This window comes from Halogeometricum sp. S3BR5-2, from assembly GCF_031624635.1.
Classification (GTDB): domain Archaea; phylum Halobacteriota; class Halobacteria; order Halobacteriales; family Haloferacaceae; genus Halogeometricum; species Halogeometricum luteum.
Window position 1 is genome coordinate 694,213 of the sequence record NZ_JAMQOQ010000001.1, and the last position, 16,774, is coordinate 710,986.

17 protein-coding genes are annotated in these 16,774 nt (G+C 69.8%); 6 read left to right on the forward strand and 11 right to left on the reverse strand.

The annotated features are described in order from the left end of the window. Window positions 1-24 precede the first annotated feature (24 nt). Window positions 25-1,029 (reverse strand): Gfo/Idh/MocA family protein, encoded by a 1,005-nt coding sequence (locus tag NDI79_RS03570; RefSeq protein ID WP_310927070.1) that lies wholly within the window; start codon window positions 1,027-1,029, stop codon window positions 25-27. 158 nt (window positions 1,030-1,187) lie between these two features. Here NDI79_RS03570 and NDI79_RS03575 point away from each other — a divergent pair, with 158 nt between their 5' ends. Then, a complete protein-coding gene (locus NDI79_RS03575) occupies window positions 1,188-2,207 on the forward strand; it encodes an aldo/keto reductase (protein ID WP_310927071.1) in 1,020 nt (339 codons plus the stop codon). A 25-nt stretch (window positions 2,208-2,232) separates the two neighbouring features. On the opposite strand, the gene NDI79_RS03580 is transcribed toward NDI79_RS03575, so the two are convergent. From NDI79_RS03580 to NDI79_RS03595, 4 genes are read right to left on the reverse strand one after another with little or no spacing between them, the layout of a single operon-like run. Continuing rightward, the gene (locus NDI79_RS03580; RefSeq protein WP_310927072.1) at window positions 2,233-2,649 is read right to left on the reverse strand and encodes a metal-dependent hydrolase; all 417 of its coding nucleotides are present in this window, start codon (window positions 2,647-2,649) and stop codon (window positions 2,233-2,235) included. A gap of 3 nt (window positions 2,650-2,652) precedes the next feature. Beyond that, on the reverse strand, window positions 2,653-2,883 hold the full coding sequence (locus NDI79_RS03585) for an Rdx family protein (protein WP_310927073.1): 231 nt from the start codon (window positions 2,881-2,883) through the stop codon (window positions 2,653-2,655). 54 nt (window positions 2,884-2,937) lie between these two features. After that, window positions 2,938-3,612 (reverse strand): DUF7546 family protein, encoded by a 675-nt coding sequence (locus tag NDI79_RS03590; protein WP_310927074.1) that lies wholly within the window; start codon window positions 3,610-3,612, stop codon window positions 2,938-2,940. Window positions 3,613-3,614: 2 nt separating this feature from the next. Then, the gene (locus NDI79_RS03595; RefSeq protein ID WP_310927075.1) at window positions 3,615-4,967 is read right to left on the reverse strand and encodes a heme o synthase; all 1,353 of its coding nucleotides are present in this window, start codon (window positions 4,965-4,967) and stop codon (window positions 3,615-3,617) included. A gap of 177 nt (window positions 4,968-5,144) precedes the next feature. Here NDI79_RS03595 and coxB point away from each other — a divergent pair, with 177 nt between their 5' ends. Then, window positions 5,145-5,915: a cytochrome c oxidase subunit II gene (gene coxB / locus NDI79_RS03600; protein ID WP_310927076.1), complete on the forward strand. Its 771-nt coding sequence runs from the start codon at window positions 5,145-5,147 to the stop codon at window positions 5,913-5,915. A gap of 72 nt (window positions 5,916-5,987) precedes the next feature. Here coxB and NDI79_RS03605 read toward each other — a convergent pair whose 3' ends face one another. The 3 genes from NDI79_RS03605 to NDI79_RS03615 are packed head-to-tail and all read right to left on the reverse strand — an operon-like array spanning window position 5,988 to window position 7,802. Beyond that, complete coding sequence (locus tag NDI79_RS03605; RefSeq protein ID WP_310927077.1) at window positions 5,988-6,800, reverse strand: biotin--[acetyl-CoA-carboxylase] ligase; 813 nt, start codon at window positions 6,798-6,800, stop codon at window positions 5,988-5,990. A 46-nt stretch (window positions 6,801-6,846) separates the two neighbouring features. After that, window positions 6,847-7,311, reverse strand: coding sequence for an FAD synthase family protein (locus NDI79_RS03610; RefSeq protein ID WP_310927078.1), 465 nt, complete (start codon window positions 7,309-7,311; stop codon window positions 6,847-6,849). After that, window positions 7,308-7,802, reverse strand: a complete 495-nt coding sequence (locus NDI79_RS03615) for a Mov34/MPN/PAD-1 family protein (RefSeq protein ID WP_310927079.1) — start codon at window positions 7,800-7,802, stop codon at window positions 7,308-7,310. The genes NDI79_RS03610 and NDI79_RS03615 overlap by 4 nt, the downstream gene beginning before the upstream one ends. A gap of 119 nt (window positions 7,803-7,921) precedes the next feature. Here NDI79_RS03615 and NDI79_RS03620 point away from each other — a divergent pair, with 119 nt between their 5' ends. Together NDI79_RS03620 and han are read left to right on the forward strand one after the other, a co-directional pair. Continuing rightward, window positions 7,922-8,809: a fructosamine kinase family protein gene (locus NDI79_RS03620; RefSeq protein WP_310927080.1), complete on the forward strand. Its 888-nt coding sequence runs from the start codon at window positions 7,922-7,924 to the stop codon at window positions 8,807-8,809. 93 nt (window positions 8,810-8,902) lie between these two features. Then, entirely contained in the window at window positions 8,903-10,825 is a 1,923-nt protein-coding gene (gene han / locus NDI79_RS03625; protein ID WP_310927081.1) for a Hef-associated nuclease, read from the forward strand. A gap of 15 nt (window positions 10,826-10,840) precedes the next feature. Here the strand turns inward: han and NDI79_RS03630 are convergent, their stop codons facing one another. Beyond that, window positions 10,841-12,523 carry a phospholipase D-like domain-containing protein gene (locus tag NDI79_RS03630; RefSeq protein WP_310927082.1) on the reverse strand — a complete coding sequence of 561 codons (1,683 nt, stop codon included), beginning with the start codon at window positions 12,521-12,523 and terminating at the stop codon, window positions 10,841-10,843. 112 nt (window positions 12,524-12,635) lie between these two features. Beyond that, window positions 12,636-14,189 (reverse strand): HEAT repeat domain-containing protein, encoded by a 1,554-nt coding sequence (locus tag NDI79_RS03635; protein ID WP_310927083.1) that lies wholly within the window; start codon window positions 14,187-14,189, stop codon window positions 12,636-12,638. Window positions 14,190-14,291: 102 nt separating this feature from the next. Here NDI79_RS03635 and NDI79_RS03640 point away from each other — a divergent pair, with 102 nt between their 5' ends. After that, on the forward strand, window positions 14,292-15,053 hold the full coding sequence (locus tag NDI79_RS03640; protein WP_310927084.1) for a carbon-nitrogen hydrolase family protein: 762 nt from the start codon (window positions 14,292-14,294) through the stop codon (window positions 15,051-15,053). Window positions 15,054-15,063: 10 nt separating this feature from the next. Here NDI79_RS03640 and NDI79_RS03645 read toward each other — a convergent pair whose 3' ends face one another. After that, on the reverse strand, window positions 15,064-15,975 hold the full coding sequence (locus tag NDI79_RS03645) for an ABC transporter substrate-binding protein (RefSeq protein ID WP_310927085.1): 912 nt from the start codon (window positions 15,973-15,975) through the stop codon (window positions 15,064-15,066). A 170-nt stretch (window positions 15,976-16,145) separates the two neighbouring features. Between NDI79_RS03645 and dpsA the strand changes: the two genes are divergently transcribed. Continuing rightward, complete coding sequence (gene dpsA, locus NDI79_RS03650; RefSeq protein WP_310923176.1) at window positions 16,146-16,700, forward strand: DNA starvation/stationary phase protection protein DpsA; 555 nt, start codon at window positions 16,146-16,148, stop codon at window positions 16,698-16,700. The last annotated feature ends 74 nt before the right edge of the window (window positions 16,701-16,774 follow it).

The following is a 16,774-nucleotide window of genomic DNA, read 5'->3' on the forward strand; positions in this document are numbered from 1 at the left end:
CGCCTCGGGCCGCCTCCGACCGCCTCAGATATCGGCGTCGACGGCGACCCGGCGGCCGGAGTCGGCGGACTCGTACGCCGCTTCAGTCAGTGCAGTGACCTTCACGGCGTCGGACGGCGGAATCGCCAACTCGGCCTCGCCCCGTATCGCGCCGACGAAGTTCTCCAACTTCCGCGCGGTGAGTTCCTCGAACGTCGGTTCGTACGGCGTCGCCTCGTACTCTGTTCCGCCCTCGACGACGCGGAGTGTCTCGCCGTCGAACGAGAGGGAGCCCTCGGTACCCCAGATACGGAGCGCTTCGGCCGGGGCGGGTCCGCTCGGTCCCTCGCCGGAGACGCCGACGCTCGCGGTGAGTCGGTCGCCGTCGCGGTCCAGCGTGACCGCCAGCGCCGAGTTCACGTCCACGTCGGCCCCCCGGTCGTCCAGCGTCGCCGACACCTCGACGGGGGTGCTCCGCGTCGTCCAGAGGAGGGCGTCCAAGAGGTGCGACCCGGAGTCGTACAGTTGGCCGCCGCCGGAGAGGTCCGGGTTCCCGCGCCAGCGGTCGCGGTTCCACTGCACCCAGTCCTGTTCGAGGTAACACGTCGCCATGTGCGGGGCGCCGATGCGCCCGTCGTCGACGAGTCGCCGAATCTCCCGGAAGCGGTCGTCGAAGTGGCGCTGATAGCCGACGGCGAGGACGCGGTCGGACTCGCGCGCCCGGTCGACGAGCGCGCGGGCGTCGCCGAGGTCCGTCACCATCGGCTTCTCCACGTGGACGTGGACGCCGCGGTCCAGACAGGCGCTCGCGTGGTCGTAGTGGAGGGTGTGCGGCGTCGAGATGATAGCCGCGTCGGCGTCCACGTCGTCCAGCATCGCCTCGTGGGAGTCGTACGTGTGGCGGCCGAGTTCGTACTGGAAGGCGTCGCGGGCGTCCGGAGAGGGGTCCGCGCCGGCGGCGATGTAGACACCGTCCATCGAGTCGATACTGCGGCACTCGAGGCGACCGAGGTCGCCGAGGCCGATGGCGACGACCGTGAGTTCGGACATGTAGCGACCGATACGTGTCTGAGAGCAAAAATACTCCGCCGACGAGTAAGGTTCGTCGCCGCAAGCGGAGCGGGCGGGACGCCGGCGAGTGTCCGACCGGAGGAGGGGGATTCTCCGGTAGTGTCACACTTTTGCACCGGCCTCCCGTCTCCCCGGGCATGAGCCTCGACTACCGGCGACTCGGCAGCACTGGTACGAAGGTGTCCGAACTCTGCTTCGGGACGTGGCGCTTCGGCCGCGAGACGAACGGCGTGTTGGAGACGTCGAAGAGCGACGCCCACGACCTCCTGGACGCGTTCGCCGACCGCGGGGGCAACTTCATCGACACCGCGAACGTGTACGGGAACCCGAACGGCCGCTCGGAGTCGTGGATCGGCGACTGGCTCTCACAGCGCGACCGGGAGGAGTACGTCCTCGCCTCGAAGGTGTACTTCCCGTTCGACGAGGACAACCCCAACGGCTCGGGGCTCTCGCGGACGCACATCCGCAACCAGATAGAGGGGACCTTGGACCGCCTCGGCACCGACTACCTCGACCTCTACTACATCCACCGCTGGGACGAGGAGACCGACATCGAAGAGACGCTGTCGGCGCTGAACGCCCTCGTCGAGAAGGGGAAGGTGAACTACCTCGGTGCCTCGACCATGGCGTCGTGGCAACTCACGAAGGCGCTGTGGAAATCGGATGTGGAGGACTACGAGCGCTTCGAGGTGACCCAGCCGCTGTTCCACGCGGGCTACTACGAGGACGTGAAGGAGTACCTCGACGTCTGCGGGGACCAAGAACTCGCCGTCTGCCCGTACTCGCCGCTGGCGGGCGGCTTCCTCACCGGCAAGTACGAGCGCGCCGACCCCGATGACCCGAAGCAGGTGGTCGCGCCCGACGGCTCCCGCGCGTCGTTCGACGACCGGTTCGACCAGTTCTACCTCTCGGAACGCGGATGGAAGGTGCTCGACGCCGTGCGCGAGGTGGCCGACGAGGTGGACGCCTCGCCCGCGCAGGTGGCGCTCCGCTGGCTGATGGACTACCCCGACGCGACGGTGGTGCCCATCGTCGGCGCGCGCACCGAGGAGCAACTGGACGAGAACGTCGGCGCGGCGGACGTCGACCTCTCCGAGGAACAGTGGGAGCGAATCATGGACGCGCGCTACGACGAGGACGGGCGGCTCTGGCACTGAGCGCGGGTCCGAGACGGCCGGCGACTCACGCGTAGCCGATGTCCCTGAGGTAATCGCAGAGGACGTGCGCGTAGAGGACGACGGCGACGAAGACGGCGAGGCGCCCGAGGCCGAGGAGCGCGAGCGCGAGCGTCAGGGCGCCGCCGATGAGGTGGTGGCTGAGCAGTCGGCGCTGGACGAGGCCCTCCTCGTCCAGTTCGGCGAACACCTTCTCCTGCTCGACGAGTCCGACGCGCGGGTTCGTCACCGCGCGTTCGAGGTTGCGCCAGTCGCCCGCCATCGCCCGGGCGATGAGGAAGTGGTCCAGGTCGACGAAGACGCTCAGGAGGACGCCGAAGAGGACGAGACCGCCGAAGGCGACGCCGCTCGGGGTGGGAAAGAGGAGCGTCGCCGCGGCCGCCGAGACGACGGCGCCGACGACGGCGTGTTCGACTGACTTCACCGCTCAGAGCGCCGCCCGGACGCGGCGGGTGACCTCGTCCACGTCGTACTCGTCCTCGCTTTTGTCCCAGACGAGTTCGCCGTCGACGGCGACGGTGAGGACGCCGTGGTCGCCCGTCACGAGGGAGACGCGGTCGATTCGCTCGCCGAACTGTTCGAGGACGGCGTGCTGCATCTCCTCGGCCCGCCCTAAGAACCCGCACGGCACGCAGTACTCTATTTCGACCTCGCTCATACCGGAGTGTCCGCCCGCGGGGAAGTTAAACCTGAACGTGAACGCGGGCGCTCCTCAGTTCCCGCGCCCGAAGCCGAACGGCCGCCAGTACAGCAGAGCGACGGTGACGAGGAAGACGACCGTCGAGATGTCGTAGGAGAGGTCGAACGTCGCGGCGACGACGGCCGACCCGCCGCCGAACACGCCCGTGAACAGGGAGGCGAGGATGGGCCACGAGCAGGAGACGCAGGAGAGCAGTCCCAGCGCACCGGAGACGGCCGACCCGGCGGCGTCGATGACCGTGGCGTACACGAGGTACGACAGCGCGAGGTAGCCGACGACGCGGGCCGGCATGAGGACGACGGTGGCGAACGGCGTGGATATCGTCGGCGCGGGTCCCCATCCGGGCGCGAGCGTGGCGACGCGGAACGCCCAGTCGGGACCGACCGACATCGTCGAGGTGACGACGACGCCGCCCGCGAACGCGAGCACGACGGCGTAACCGACGGCGACGGCGGCGGCCCGCCGGCGGGTCCGGGCGTCGGTCGGCGCGGGCGTCGTCTTCCAGACGGCGAGCACGCCGACGACTATCCAGAGCAGTCCGTAGAAGGTGTAGCGCGGTTGCGAGACGTCGATGCCCGTGACGAGAACGTACGCCAGCGCGAGGATGCCGAGCGTGTTCGCCAACAGGCCGGCGTACAGCACGTCGCGGTCGGAGACGGCCCGGCCGAGCGAGTCCGTGACGGACACGGTCAGAGGGCGAGGGTGTCGACGACCACGGCCAACAGCAGCGTGCCGAGGTAGGCGTTCGAGGCGTGGAACGACCGGAGCGCCGCCGACTGGGTCTGTTCGTAATGTAGGCGGACGACGTAGTAGAGGAAGACGCCGCCGAAGACGATGCTCGTCAGCGCGTAGAGGAGTCCGAGCCCCTCCATCGCCGCCAGCGCGCCGGCGGCGACGAGCGTCGCGCCGAGGTACCACAGCGTGTGCTTTCTCGTCTCGGTCTCGCCGCGGACGACGGGCATCATCGGGAAGCCGCCGCGGGCGTAGTCGTCCTTGTAGGCCAGGGCGAGGTTGTAGAAGTGCGCGGGCGTCCACAGGAAGATGACCGCCGCGAGCGCGAGGCCGCCGAAGCCGACGGAGCCGGTGACGGCCACCCAGCCGATGAGGGCGGGAAGCGCCCCGGCCGCGCCGCCGATGACGGTGTTCTGCACCGTGTTCGGTTTGAGAATCAGGGTGTAGACGACGCTGTAGAAGAGGATGGCGCCGACGCCGAGGACGGCCGCGAGGGCGTTCACCCACGCGAACAGCGCCACCGAGGCGGCGGCCAGGAGAAGGCCGAACGCGACGGCGTGGCGCACCGGGACGAGGTCCACGGCGAGCGGTCGGTCGCTGGTGCGCTCCATGCGGCGGTCGATGTCGCGTTCGAGGACGTGGTTGAACGTGCCCGAGGCGCCGATGGAGAGGACGCCGCCGCCGAGGGTGGCGAGGACGACTTCGGGCGTGAGGCCGCCGCTCGTCGTCGCCGCCAGCGCCATGCCGGCCGAGGCGACGAGACAGAGCAGCCACATCAGCCGCGGCTTCATCAGGCGGAAGTACGCGTAGGCGGTCGCCTTCGCGCGGGCGACGGGGTCGGTCGGAACGACCGGGTCGTGTGCGCCCTCGGGCGCGAGGTCCGGTTCGGGCGCGCTCTCGGGGCGGTCGGTCGGGTCGCCGGTGTCCGCTTCCAGCGTCCACGCGAGGGCGACGACGAGGCCGCCGAAGATGGCCATCCCCACCGCGAGGTGGGCGGTGGACAGCGTCGCCGACGGGCCGTCTACGGCGACGAACGCGCCGAGAGCGGACTGGACGGGGTAGAGCAGGCCGGCGACGACCATCGCGCCGAGGACGCGTCGGCTCACGTCGGCGCGGACGCCGGCGACCAGCGTGACGACGCCGAGGAGGCCGACGAGGACGGCCGCGGCGCGGTGGCCGACCGCCAGCCACCCGTCGGCGGTGGTCGGCGCGGTGAAGCCGTCACCGCAGACGGGCCAGGCGGTGCAGGCCGCCGCGGCGTCGGTGAGCGCCGTCGTCGCCCCGACGAGCAGCAGGAGATAGACCCCCATGGCGGTGGCCGCGAGGAGGCCGTGAAAACGGTCGTGCGTGCGGTTCGGTTCCACGAGTAGTCACCTACGGACCGTTCGAGTGCGGCGTATTTAGGACCCGCGCTTTCCCGGCTCCGGGGGACCGCGCGACGAAAAGACAGCAACTATTTAGGCGTTTGTTCCTAAGCCTGCAATAAGATGCGAAAGACGCGTTTAGCGCTCGTTTCCGCGTTCTCGGTGTTCGTTTTGGCGGCGTTCGCGGGCCCCGCCGCGGCGCAGGCGTCGGCGAGCGCCGAACTCATCAACGAGCTGAACAGCAAGCTTCTGTACATCGCCATTCCCATCACCGTCCTCGTCGAGGTCATCCTCCTCTACGCGGTGGTGAAGTTCCGGAACAACGACAACCCGCTGCCGACGAAGGAGAACCGGCGGCTCGAAATCACGTGGACCATCGCCACGGCCATCATCCTGCTGTTCGTCGGCGTCGCCTCCTACGGCGTGCTGGCGAACGAGAACGTCACCTACCCCGGCTCCGACCTGGCCGACCAACAGGAGGAACCGGTCGTCGTCCACGCCGAGGCGTACCAGTGGGGCTGGGAGATGTCCTACCCCGAGAACGGTAACTTCACCACGGGCACGCAGATAGTGGTGCCGGAGGACAGGCCGGTGGTGATTCAAGTCACTTCGAGGGACGTGATACACGGGTTCCACGTCCCCGAGTTGGCGCTGAAGACCGACGCCTTCCCGGGTCAGGTTAACACCATCAAGACCGTCCCCTACGAGACGGGCGAGTACCAAGGCTACTGCTCGGAGTACTGCGGCGTCTCCCACTCGCAGATGTACTTCACCGTCGAAGTCGTCTCCCAAGAGGAGTACCAGAACTGGCTCGACGAGCAGCAGAACAGCAGCAGTAGCGGCGGGAGCGGAAGCATCGAGGCGCCCGCGGCCGCACCTGCACCGGCGCAGTAACGCGACGCTTCGACCGCCGACCCTCTCCTCGACCTCGATTTTTCCGACTTCCTTCGACCGGACGACGGTCGCCTACGACTCCGACGCTCGCAGTCGCGTCGCCTCCCCTTCGGTCACCTCGACGGGTTCTCCCTCGGTCTCGACCAGCAGTCCGCCGCGCGCGGAGACGTCGCGCGCGAGGCCGGCGACGTCCGGACCGCCGCGTCGACTGACCGTCACGCGCGACCCGAGCGTCTCCGCGCGGTCGCGCCACTCGTCTAAGAGGGCGGCGAACCCCTCGTCGGACTCGGCGGCCGCACACCGCGCGCACAGGGCGTCGCGGAGTCGCTCCGCGAGTGCCTCCCGGTCGACCGACCCGACTTCGGCGCGGAGCGTCGTCGCCGGCCTGTCGAGTTCGAGGTCGGCGGGGTCCAGGTTCGCGTTGATACCGACGCCGAGGACGACGTACTCGACGTCGACGCCGTCGTCGCCGAACACCTCGTCGACGGGTTTGCCGGGCACCGGGACGCCGTCGACGACGGGTTCGGTGAGCACGCCGGCGAGTTTCTTCGGCCGGCCGTCCGCGCCGTCCGCGACGACGACGTCGTTCGGCCACTTCAGGCGCGCGTCGACGGCGAGGGGAGCGACGGCGTCGACGACGGCCAAGGCGCCGGCGAACGTGAGGCGGCCGACCCGTTCGGTCGGCAGGTCGGGTCGGAGGAGCGTGCTCGTCCAGACGCCGCCCGGCGGGGCGGCCCACGCGTTCCCCGTCCGGCCGCGCGCGGCGGTGAGTTCGTTCGCGACGACCATCGTCCCGTGCGGGGCGCCGTCGTCGGCCAACCTCCGGACGCGGAGGCTCGTGTTCCCCATCGACTCGTGGAACTCCACCGGCGGGTCGTCGGTCATGGCGTCCGCTTGGGGCGGGGGAAACTCAACGGTGCGGATTCGCGGATTACGCGTCTGAACCCGGATTCCGGTCGCCACCGCCCCCCCGTTCGGCGAGGATGCGGTCGATGATGCGGCCGGTCGAGAGCAGTTCGTCCTCGTGGGCGGGTTCGCGCGCGGAGGCGCGCGTCACCTCGCAGTCGATGTCGCGGGCGGCGAGGGCCTCGCGGATGCCGTCGGCGTCGTGATGCTGGTCGTGGCCGAGGACGATGACGTCCGGGCGGATGCGCTCGATGGGGACGAAGATGTCCTCGCGGTGGCCGAGGTGCGCCTCGGTCACCGACGCGAGGGCGTCGACCATGTCGCGGCGCTGGCGGTCCGGCAGGACGGGCTTTCGCTTGTGGGTGACGTTCTCCCGGCGGGCGACGATGACGTGCAGTTCGTCGCCGAGGGCGGCGGCGTCGCGCAGGTAGTGGACGTGGCCGGGGTGGAGGATGTCGAACGTCCCCTGCGCGATGACGCGCCGCGTCATTCGGTCTCGTCGTCGAGGTCCAGACCGAGGTCCGCCTCGTCGAAGTCGAAGAACGATTCGGGGTCCGGCAGGTCGACGTCGAGGACGTCGAGCGTCGTCGGCTTGCCCTCCTGGTCGAACGCGCGCCAGTCGCTCCGGCGGTAGGGGTGGCCGAGGATGAGGTGGACGCGACCCTGTCCGAACGTGTCGAGGTCGGCGTCGCTCGGGCGGAGGACGCCGTTGGGGTGCGAGTGAATCGACCCGACCGCGCGCATGTCGTTCGGTATCATGTCCGTTCGGACGGTGGCGCTGACGGGATTCGAGGTCGTTCCGGGGACGATGAGTACGTCGGTGATGACGGTGCCCGACTCGTCGAGGCCGACGCGGCGGGCGTCCTCGCCGCGGAGAAAGCCCATGTACTCGTTGGGGTGGGTCTCCTTCGACGCTTCCAACGCGAAGTCGAGTGCCTCCTCGGCGATTCCGAGAATCTCCTTCGACCGGAAGAGGCGCATACGCAACGTCCGGCGCGTCGGCATCTAAGAGTTCCGGTCCGGGGGGCGAGCAAACCGCACGACTGCGGTGCGGCGCCCGGAGCGTCACACTCAGGACCGCGGGGCGCGAACGCGGAGGCGTGACCGACGCGACAGGCGGGACGGACGAGACGCCCCCCGGACCGGACGCAGTCCGCGCCCGCGCCGAGTCGCGGTTCGAATCGCCCGTCTCGACGCTCGCCGAACTCGACGGCGGCGAGGTGGGGACGGTGTACCGAGTCGACTTCGCCGACCGCGACCCCGTCGCGGCGAAAGTCGGAAACACGTCCCTGACCGTCGAGGCCGAGATGCTCCGCTACTTGTCCGAAGAATCGCCGCTGCCGGTTCCAGAGGTGTACGAGGCGTCGGACGACCTGCTGTTCATGGCGTACGTCGAGGGCGACGGCCGCGTCACCCCCTCGGTGGAACGCGACGCCGCGGACCACCTCGCCGCGCTGCACGGCGTGACCGCCGACCGCTGCGGGTTCCCGTTCGACACGCTCAGCGGCGCGTTCGCCCTCCCGAACCCGTGGACCGACTCGTGGGTCGCGTTCTTCCGCGAGCACCGACTGCTCGACTGCGCCGACGCCTGCGTCGCGGAGGGGAAACTGCCGGCCGACGACCGAGAGCGGGTGGGGGACCTCGCCGCCGACCTCGACTCGCTTCTGACCGAACCCGACGCGCCCGCCCTCGTTCACGGCGACGTGTGGCGCGGGAACGTCGTCGTCCGCGACGGGGCAGTGCGGGCGTTCATCGACCCGGCGATATACTACGGCCACCCCGAGGTCGAACTCGCCTACGTCGCCCTGTTCGGGTCGTTCGGCGACGCGTTCTGGGACCGCTACGACGAGCGACGCGGCATCGGAGAGGGGTTCTTCGAGACGCGCGCGGCCGTCTACGGCGTCCACCCCCTCCTCGAACACGTCAGGCACTTCGGCGACGCCTACCTGCCGCGCCTCCGGGGGACGCTCGACGAGTTGGGATACTGAGGGCCGCGCCGTCCGCCATCGGTCCGGATTCGGGCGCGTCGGCCGCGGACGCGCATGTAAAGTCTTAACCGGCGGCCACGATTCCCTCCCACTATGACCGTCGAAAACGCCGGGGATTCCGGCGGCGAGTCCGGTTCGAATTCGGACGCGGACTCGCGACCTGTCGTCTACGACCTCGCACCGAACTGCACGCTCGACGATACCGACGTCGGCGCCAACTACCACGCCGTCGTCAACGGCGTCGTCGAGTACGGCGTCTTCGTCGACATCTCCGACGAGGTGTCGGGCCTCGTCCACGAGTCGAACCTCGACCGCACCTACGAGGTGGGCGACCGCCTCGTCGTCACCCTCGAAGAGGTCCGCGAGAACGGCGACGTGGCGTTCGCCGCCGTCGACTTCGACGACTACCGCACCGTCACCGTCGACTACGAACCCGACATCACGCCCATCGAGGACCTCGAACCCGGCGACGAGGCGTTCGTCGAGGGCGTCGTCGCGCAGATCAAACAGACGGGCGGCCCCACCGTCTTCCGCATCGCCGACGACACCGGTATCGTCTCGGCCGCCGCCTTCGAGGACGCCGGCGTCCGCGCGCACCCCGAAGTCGAACTGGACGACGCGGTCCGCGTCAGCGGCACCGCCGAGAGCCACGAGGACGCCCTCCAACTCGAAGTCGAGTCGATGACGAGACTCGACGACGAGGCGGCCGCCGAGACCCGCGAACGCCTCGACGCCGCCCTCGACGAACGCGCCGAACCGAACGAGGTCGAACCCCTCGTCGAGTGGCCCGAGTTCGAGAAACTCCGTGAGGACCTACGCGACGTTGCCCGCCTCCTGCGCCGGACCGTCCTCGAAGGCCGCCCCATCCGCGTCCGCCACCACGCCGACGGCGACGGGATGTGCGCGTCCGTCCCGGTCCAACTCGCCCTGGAGAACTTCATCGCCGAGGTACACGACGACGAGGACGCCCCGCGGCACCTCATCAAGCGCCTCCCCTCGAAGGCGCCGTTCTACGAGATGGAGGACGTGACCCGCGACCTGAACTTCGCGTTGGAGGGCCGCGCGCGACACGGCCAGCGTCTGCCCCTCCTACTCATGCTCGACAACGGGTCGACGGAGGAGGACGTGCCCGCCTACGAGAACCTCGCGCACTACGACGTCCCCCTCGCCGTCGTCGACCACCACCACCCCGACCCCGAGGCGGTCGAACCCCTGCTGGACGCCCACGTCAACCCCTACCTGTACGACGAGGACTACCGCATCACGACGGGCATGATGTGCGTCGAACTCGCGCGGATGATAGACCCCTCGCTGACGGACGAGTTGAAGCACGTCCCCGCCGTCGCCGGTCTCTCGGACCGCTCGAAGGCCGAGGCGATGGACGACTTCGTCGAACTCGCCGCCGCGCAGGGGTACGACCGCGAGGAACTGCTCGACATCGGCGAGGCCCTCGACTACGCGGCCCACTGGCTTCGCTACAGCGACGGGCAGTCCATCGTCAACGACGTGCTCAACGTCGGTTGCGACGACGAGGCCCGCCACGAGGAACTCATCGAATTCCTCGCCGAACGCGCCGAACGCGACGTGGACCGCCAACTCGACGCCGCCGAATCCCACGTCGACCACGAGACGCTCAGTTCGGGCGCGCACCTCTACACCATCGACCTGGACGAGTGGGCGCACCGCTTCACCTACCCCGCGCCGGGCAAGACCACCGGCAAGATTCACGACCGGAAGGTCCAGGAGATGCAGGAACCCGTCATCACCATCGGCTACGGCCCGGACTTCGCCGTCCTCCGCTCCGACGGCGTCCGCCTCGACATCCCGCAGATGGTCGCCGAACTCAACGAGGAAGTCGTCGGCGGCGGCGTCTCCGGCGGCGGCCACCTCGTCGTCGGGTCCATCAAGTTCGTCAAGGGAATGCGCTCGGAGGTCATCGACAGCCTCGTCGAGAAGATGGCCGACGCGGAACTCGACGCGGAACTGTCCACGCAGGCGCCCGTCGACGCCGAGTAACGCGCTCGCGTCGTTTTATCTCCGCTCGAACCGAACCGTCTTCTTCAGTATCAGTCCGGCCAGCACCGCCGACGCGAGTGCGCCGGCGACGAGGAGCCACGTCGTTCGGTCGGCGCCGCCGAGGCCAGAGCCAACTCCGCCGCCCGCGGCCCCCCAGTCGGCGTCGAACGCCCGGCGGTAGTAATCCGCCGGTTCGTCTCCACGCAGTTCGAGCACCACCTCGCGGTTCTCCGTCGCGGCGTGGTCGTTCCAGTTCAAACTACCGACGAGAGCCACCTCGCCGTCGACGACGGCGCCCTTCGCGTGCACCTTGCCGAACCGACCCCGCGGGTCGGCGATTCGCGCCTCGATGGGGAGCCCCGACTCCCGGAGTTCGTCGGCGCGGGCGACCGCCGCCTCGTTCTCCTCGGCGTCGTACCACGCGTTCGAGAGGAGGAGTCGCACCGAGACGCCCCGGCGGGCCGCGCGGACGAGAGCGGCGAAGAACCGACCCTCCGGGTCGATGCGGGGGTTGACGACCGAGATTCGCTCCTCGGCGCCGTCGATCCGTTCGATAACCGTTTGGCCCGCGTTGCCGGGCGTGGTGAGCACTCGCACCTCCGTCGCGCGGACCGACTCGGGCGGGAGGCGCGCGGGATACGCCGCCGTTGCGGGCGCGTCGTCGACGAACTCGCGACCCTGCCGGAACTCGTCCCACGGAACGACCCCCCGGCCCGTCGCGTCCGCCGCGAACACCGCGGCGAGTTCGTCCGCCGTTCGCTCGGAGGCGACGCGGACGCCCCACCCGCGACTGTCGCGGCCGCCGGTCCCCGACGGCTTCCAGTTCTCCGTGAGCACCAGTGACCGGTCGTCGACGACGGCGTACTTCGCGTGGTGGTAGGAGAACTTCGCCCGCGGGCCGGAGACGACGGCGACCGGAACGCCGGCCGCGACGAGTCGGTCCAGCGTCGCCGCCTGCGCGCGGGAGGCGCCGCCGACGGGCGACCCCTCCACGAGGACGCGCACGCGGACGCCGCGCCGGTGGGCGGCGAGAAGGGCCTCGGCGACGCGGTCCGAGGAGAGCGTGTAGCCAGCGAGGAAGAGTCGCTCGTCGGCCGAGCGGAGCGTCTCGACGGCGACGCCGGGTGCGTCCGGGAGGACGAACGCCGTCGCGTCCGCGGACCCGGTGGCAACGGGGTCACGCAGGTCCAAGCCGACGGGCATCCACCGGTCGGCGGAGGCGTTCCAGCGTTCGCCCTCGGGGGCGTTCCCGTACTCGACTCGGTGGAGGACTACCTCCCCCTGACGGAGCACGAGGCGTTCGCCCGCGTTCGACAGCGAGAGGTCCGCGCGGACGACGGGGCGGTCGGTCACCGCGCGCGTCGCGTTCGGGTCCGACGAGAGGGCGACGACGCCCCCGCGGCGCGGAACTCGTACGGTGTCCTCGCCGTCCGAGAGCGTGAGGTTCGCGGCGCCGGCGACGCGGACGGCGACGTACTCGCCCGCGTCGTCCGCCGCGACGGGGTTCGGATGGGCGCCGACGACGGCCGGGCCGCCGTCGTCGCCCGCGGCGGCCGCGAGTCCGACGCCGGCACCTGCATCGGCATCGGGACCGGGACCGCCGCCCACGGCGATGCCGACACCGACACCGGCGCCGACGGACTGCCAGAGGAGTGCGCAGACGAGGACGACGCGGAGGAGGCGGCTGACGTTCGACACGGCGGGAGTGGCCGCGGCCTCCTATTTGAACCCGCGGTCGGGAGAGATTCGAGACGGGACCCGTCGCTCAGAAGACGAAAAAGCGAGAAGTCGGGACGGCGGAGACGAGAGATTACGCTCGCGGCGCGTCGGTGTCGCCGAGGCTGTCGTTCGCGCGGTCGGCCTCGTGCTGGACGAGGAACGAGCGCTCGTCGGAGTACTCGGCGGTGGCTTCGAGCGCCTCCTTCGTGCCGATCTGACGGAGCGCCCACGCCGCGGCGGCGCGGACGGTGTCGTTGTCGTCGTTCGCCAGCGTGTCCTTCAGCGGCTTCACCGCTCGGGTGTCGCCGATGAGGCCGAGCGACCGGGCGGCGTACGGTCGCACGTTGTCGTTGTCCATCACGAGTTTGTCCGCGACGGCCTGCGTCGCGGCGGGCGAGCCGATTTCGCCGAGCGCCTTGAACGTCACCTTCTGGAGCGCCGGGTCGGAGTCGGCGTCGACGTACTCCGTCAGCGTCTCGACGGCGTCGTCGGCCCCCGACCCCATCGTTCCGAGCGCCCGGATGGCCTTCTTGTTCCGGCGTTCGGCGAGTTGGTGCATCTCGTCGAACACCGACGGGTCGCCCATGCGGACGAACGCGTCCATGCAGTGCGCCTGCATGAACTCCGACTGGAGGTTGTCCTTCGCGAGCATGATCATGTCGGCGCGGCCGCGCTGCTCCCACTCCAGAACCGCGGAGAGTTCGGGCGGGAAGTCCTTGTAGTGGCCGAGCACGTCGAAGAACCCCTCGGCCCGGAGCTTCTCGTTCGTCTGCAGGTCGTCCCACTCCTGGGCGTCTTCGAGGCCGGCCTCCAACTCGTCGGTCGCCTCGAGGAGTTCGGCGATGGTCTCCTCGTCCTCGTCGGCGTCGAGTCCGGCCGACTCGACGGCGTCGCCGGCCTCGTCGAGGGCGACGGTCAGGTTCTCCTCGGCCTCGCCGTCGACGGAGACGGAGGTGCCGAGAATCTCGTTGACGTCGGCCGTGAACGACTCGACCACCTCGACGATTTCGCCCTGCCCGCGTTCGGTCCAGCGGGTGTCGGTTATCTTCGTCTTCGCCGACTCGATGTCCTCGACCACGTCCTCGGCGTACGGGCCGCGCTGGGATTCGAGGTCCTCCCGGAGGTCCGAGAGGCGGGCTTCGAGTTCCGCGCGGGGGTCCTCGACCTCCTCCTCGTCGTCCTCCTCCGCGTCTTCGTCCGGTTCGGGGAGGTCGGCGGCCTCGATGTCCGACTCGATGTCGTCCAGTTTCGCCTCGACGTCGTCGAGGTCGTCCTCCGTCTCGGCCGCTTCGAGGTCCTCCTCGGCGTCGTCGAGGCGCTCGTTCAGTTTCTCGGCCGTGGGGCTCTCCAGGTCGGTCTCCTCGGCTTCTTCTTCGGTCTCCTCGGCCTCGGTCTCTCCTTCGGAGTCCGACTCGGTCTCCTCCTCGGATTCGGACTCGGAGTCCGTCTCTTCGGTTTCTTCGGCCTCTTCGGCCTCCTCGGCCTCGCCGTCGGCTTCCGCCTCTTCGGTCTCTTCGACCTCTTCGTCGGGTTCCGACTCGGTCTCGTCGGATTCGGCTTCGGAGGTCTCTTCGTGCGCGTCCTCCGGCGTCTCTTCCGTCTCGTCCGGCGTCTCAGCCGGCGTCTCGTCGTCCCCGTCGCTCATATACCAACAGTCCGCGCGTCCACGAAAAGAGCGTTTCCCTTCGGCCGGCGGAGGGCTTCGACGAGCCGAGGACTTTTGCCCGGCGGCGCCGCGCCGACGGACGTGACCTCTCCAACCGTCGCCGTCCCGCAACTGTCCGTCGCGGACCTGCGGCCGGAGCGAAACCTCGAAGCGATTCGCGACCGCACGGCAGTCGTCGCCGATGCCGACGTCGTCCTCTTCCCCGAGTACGCGCTGACCGGGTTCGTCGCCGACGACAGACTCCGCGACGCCGCCCTCGAACGGGCCGAGGCGACGGAGCGACTCGCCGCCGTCGCCGCCGAGAGCGATGTCGACGTGCTGGCGGGGTACGCCGAACGCGACGGCGGGACGCTGTACAACGCCGCCGCGTACGTCCGTCCGGGCGGAACGAGTCGAATCTATCGGAAGCGGCATCTGTGGGGCGGAGAGCGGGAGATGCTCGAACCGGGAGAGGAACGCGTCGTGGTCGACACCCCCGTCGGGAAAACGGGCCTTCTGACCTGCTACGACCTGAACTTCGTCGGCGAGAGCGCCGCGATGACCGACGCGCGGGTCGACGCCCTGTTCGTCGTCGGCGCTTGGCCCGCGGCGTACTCGGAGAACTGGCGACTGCTCTGCCGCGCCCGCGCCCTCGACGGCGTCCGCTGGGTGGTCGGCGCGGGCCGGACCGGCCGGCGCGACGCGCCGGGAGCGCACCCGACGGAGTACGCCGGGCGGTCGCTGGTCGTCCGGCCGGACGGCAGCGTCGCCGCGGCGCTCAACCGGGGGGAGCGCGATCTGCTGTGGTCGCTGGACCCCGAGGAGGTGGCGGAGCAGCGGTCGTTCGTCGGGTCGGTCGACTGACGGGCGCCGGCTACGCGCGCGACGCCGCGCGGACCCGACGGACGGCGTCGGGCGCGGGCGCGTCGAACCGCTCGGGGTGGAGGCAGGCGGCGAACAGTTCCAGCGTGTCGACGAGTCGCGGTCCCGGTCGGTTCACGTGGCCGTTGCCGTCGACGGCGTACACCTCACCCGCCGACACCGCCGAGAGGTCCGCCCAGCCCTCGCGCGTGCGCAGGTCGTCCACCGCCGACTCCGCGCGGTCGGCGTCGAACCCGCACGGCGCGACGAACAGGACCTCGGGGTCGAACGCGCGGACGTCGGCCCACCGCTGCGGCGTCGACGGTCCCTCGGTCACCAACCCCGGACGCCCGACGGCGCGGTCGACCAACTCGGGCACCCAGTGGCCCCCGGCGATGACGGGGTCGGTCCAGTCGAGGACGACGGTTCGGGGGCGGGTCTCCGCCGCGGACGCTCGCTCGGTGACGCGTTCGACGCGGGCCGCGAGGTCGGCCCTGAGCGACGCGGCGCGGTCGGGGACGCCGACGGCCCGGCCGACGCGAGTCACGTCGTCGAGGACGTCCGCGAGCGAGTGGGGGTCGAGCGTCACCACCGTCGCGTCGAGTCCGAGGCGGTCGACGGCGGCGCGGACGTCGGAGGCGTCGACGGCGCACACCTCGCAGGTCGCCTGCGTCACGACCACGTCCGGGTCGAGGTCGGCGAGTCGTTCGGCGTCGATGTCGTAGACGCTTCCCTCGATAATCCGCGTCTGCCGGTCGATGTCCGCGGCCGAACGGTCCGCGCCGTGGGCGACGGCGGTGCTCGTCAGCGTCGGCAGGTCGCGCGCCGCCGGCGGGTAGTCGCAACTGTGCGAGACGCCGACTGGGTCGACGCCGAGGCGGAACAGGAGTTCGGTCGCCGACGGGAGGAGCGAAACGGCGCGCACGTTGCTTTCGACGGGTCGAGCGCGTAAAAACGCGCTGGAGGCGGTCAGTCGTCGTAATCGGATATGCGAGTTTGGCTTGCCTAAACAGGATAGAGTAGTTTTTGATTAGCCAAAAAATATTCTCAGGTTAGAAAGGACTAAGTCGACGGCGCGTCAACAAACGAGTGCACATGAGTACTCAGAAGAACGTTCGCCAGCCCGCGGACGTCGTGGAAGGAAGCGAAGCGCTCCGGATGGACGCCGACCGCGCCGAGCAGCTCGTCGACGCGCTGAACACGGACCTCGCGGCGACGTACGTCCTGTACCACCAGTTGAAGAAGCACCACTGGGTCGTCGAGGGCGCGGAGTTCCTCGACCTCCACGTGTTCTTAGAGGAGGCGTACGAGCACGCCGAGGTGTTCGCCGACGAACTCGCGGAGCGCGCGCAGGCCCTCGGCGGCGTCCCCGTCTCGGGCGGCAAGGCGCTCGAAGAGCACGCGCCCGTCTCCCACGAGGGGCAGGACGTCTACGACATCCGCACGTCGCTGCGCAACGACATGGAGATGTACGGCGACATCATCGAGACGCTCCGCGAGCACGTCGAACTCGCCGAGAACCTCGGCGACCCCACCACCGCGCACATCCTGCGCGAGAACATGGAGCACGTCGAGGACGACGCCCACCACATCGAGCACTACCTCGAGGACGACACGCTCGTCACCGAGGACGCCATCCACCACGAGTAAGCAGCGCACCGCTCGAATCGCCGCGTCGCCTCGCGGAGAACGAACCCGCTTTTTCGAGACGAGAACGAGAGCCC

What these genes read in the sequence shown, in the direction of transcription:
- NDI79_RS03570 (WP_310927070.1), bottom strand. Translation starts at nt 1,029, where the DNA reads ATGTCCGAACTCACGGTCGTCGCCATCGGCCTCGGCGACCTCGGTCGC.
- NDI79_RS03575 (WP_310927071.1), top strand. Translation starts at nt 1,188, where the DNA reads ATGAGCCTCGACTACCGGCGACTCGGCAGCACTGGTACGAAGGTGTCC.
- NDI79_RS03585 (WP_310927073.1), bottom strand. Translation starts at nt 2,883, where the DNA reads ATGAGCGAGGTCGAAATAGAGTACTGCGTGCCGTGCGGGTTCTTAGGG.
- NDI79_RS03595 (WP_310927075.1), bottom strand. Translation starts at nt 4,967, where the DNA reads ATGGGGGTCTATCTCCTGCTGCTCGTCGGGGCGACGACGGCGCTCACC.
- coxB (WP_310927076.1), top strand. Translation starts at nt 5,145, where the DNA reads ATGCGAAAGACGCGTTTAGCGCTCGTTTCCGCGTTCTCGGTGTTCGTT.
- NDI79_RS03605 (WP_310927077.1), bottom strand. Translation starts at nt 6,800, where the DNA reads ATGACCGACGACCCGCCGGTGGAGTTCCACGAGTCGATGGGGAACACG.
- NDI79_RS03610 (WP_310927078.1), bottom strand. Translation starts at nt 7,311, where the DNA reads ATGACGCGGCGCGTCATCGCGCAGGGGACGTTCGACATCCTCCACCCC.
- NDI79_RS03615 (WP_310927079.1), bottom strand. Translation starts at nt 7,802, where the DNA reads ATGCGCCTCTTCCGGTCGAAGGAGATTCTCGGAATCGCCGAGGAGGCA.
- han (WP_310927081.1), top strand. Translation starts at nt 8,903, where the DNA reads ATGACCGTCGAAAACGCCGGGGATTCCGGCGGCGAGTCCGGTTCGAAT.
- NDI79_RS03635 (WP_310927083.1), bottom strand. Translation starts at nt 14,189, where the DNA reads ATGAGCGACGGGGACGACGAGACGCCGGCTGAGACGCCGGACGAGACG.
- dpsA (WP_310923176.1), top strand. Translation starts at nt 16,146, where the DNA reads ATGAGTACTCAGAAGAACGTTCGCCAGCCCGCGGACGTCGTGGAAGGA.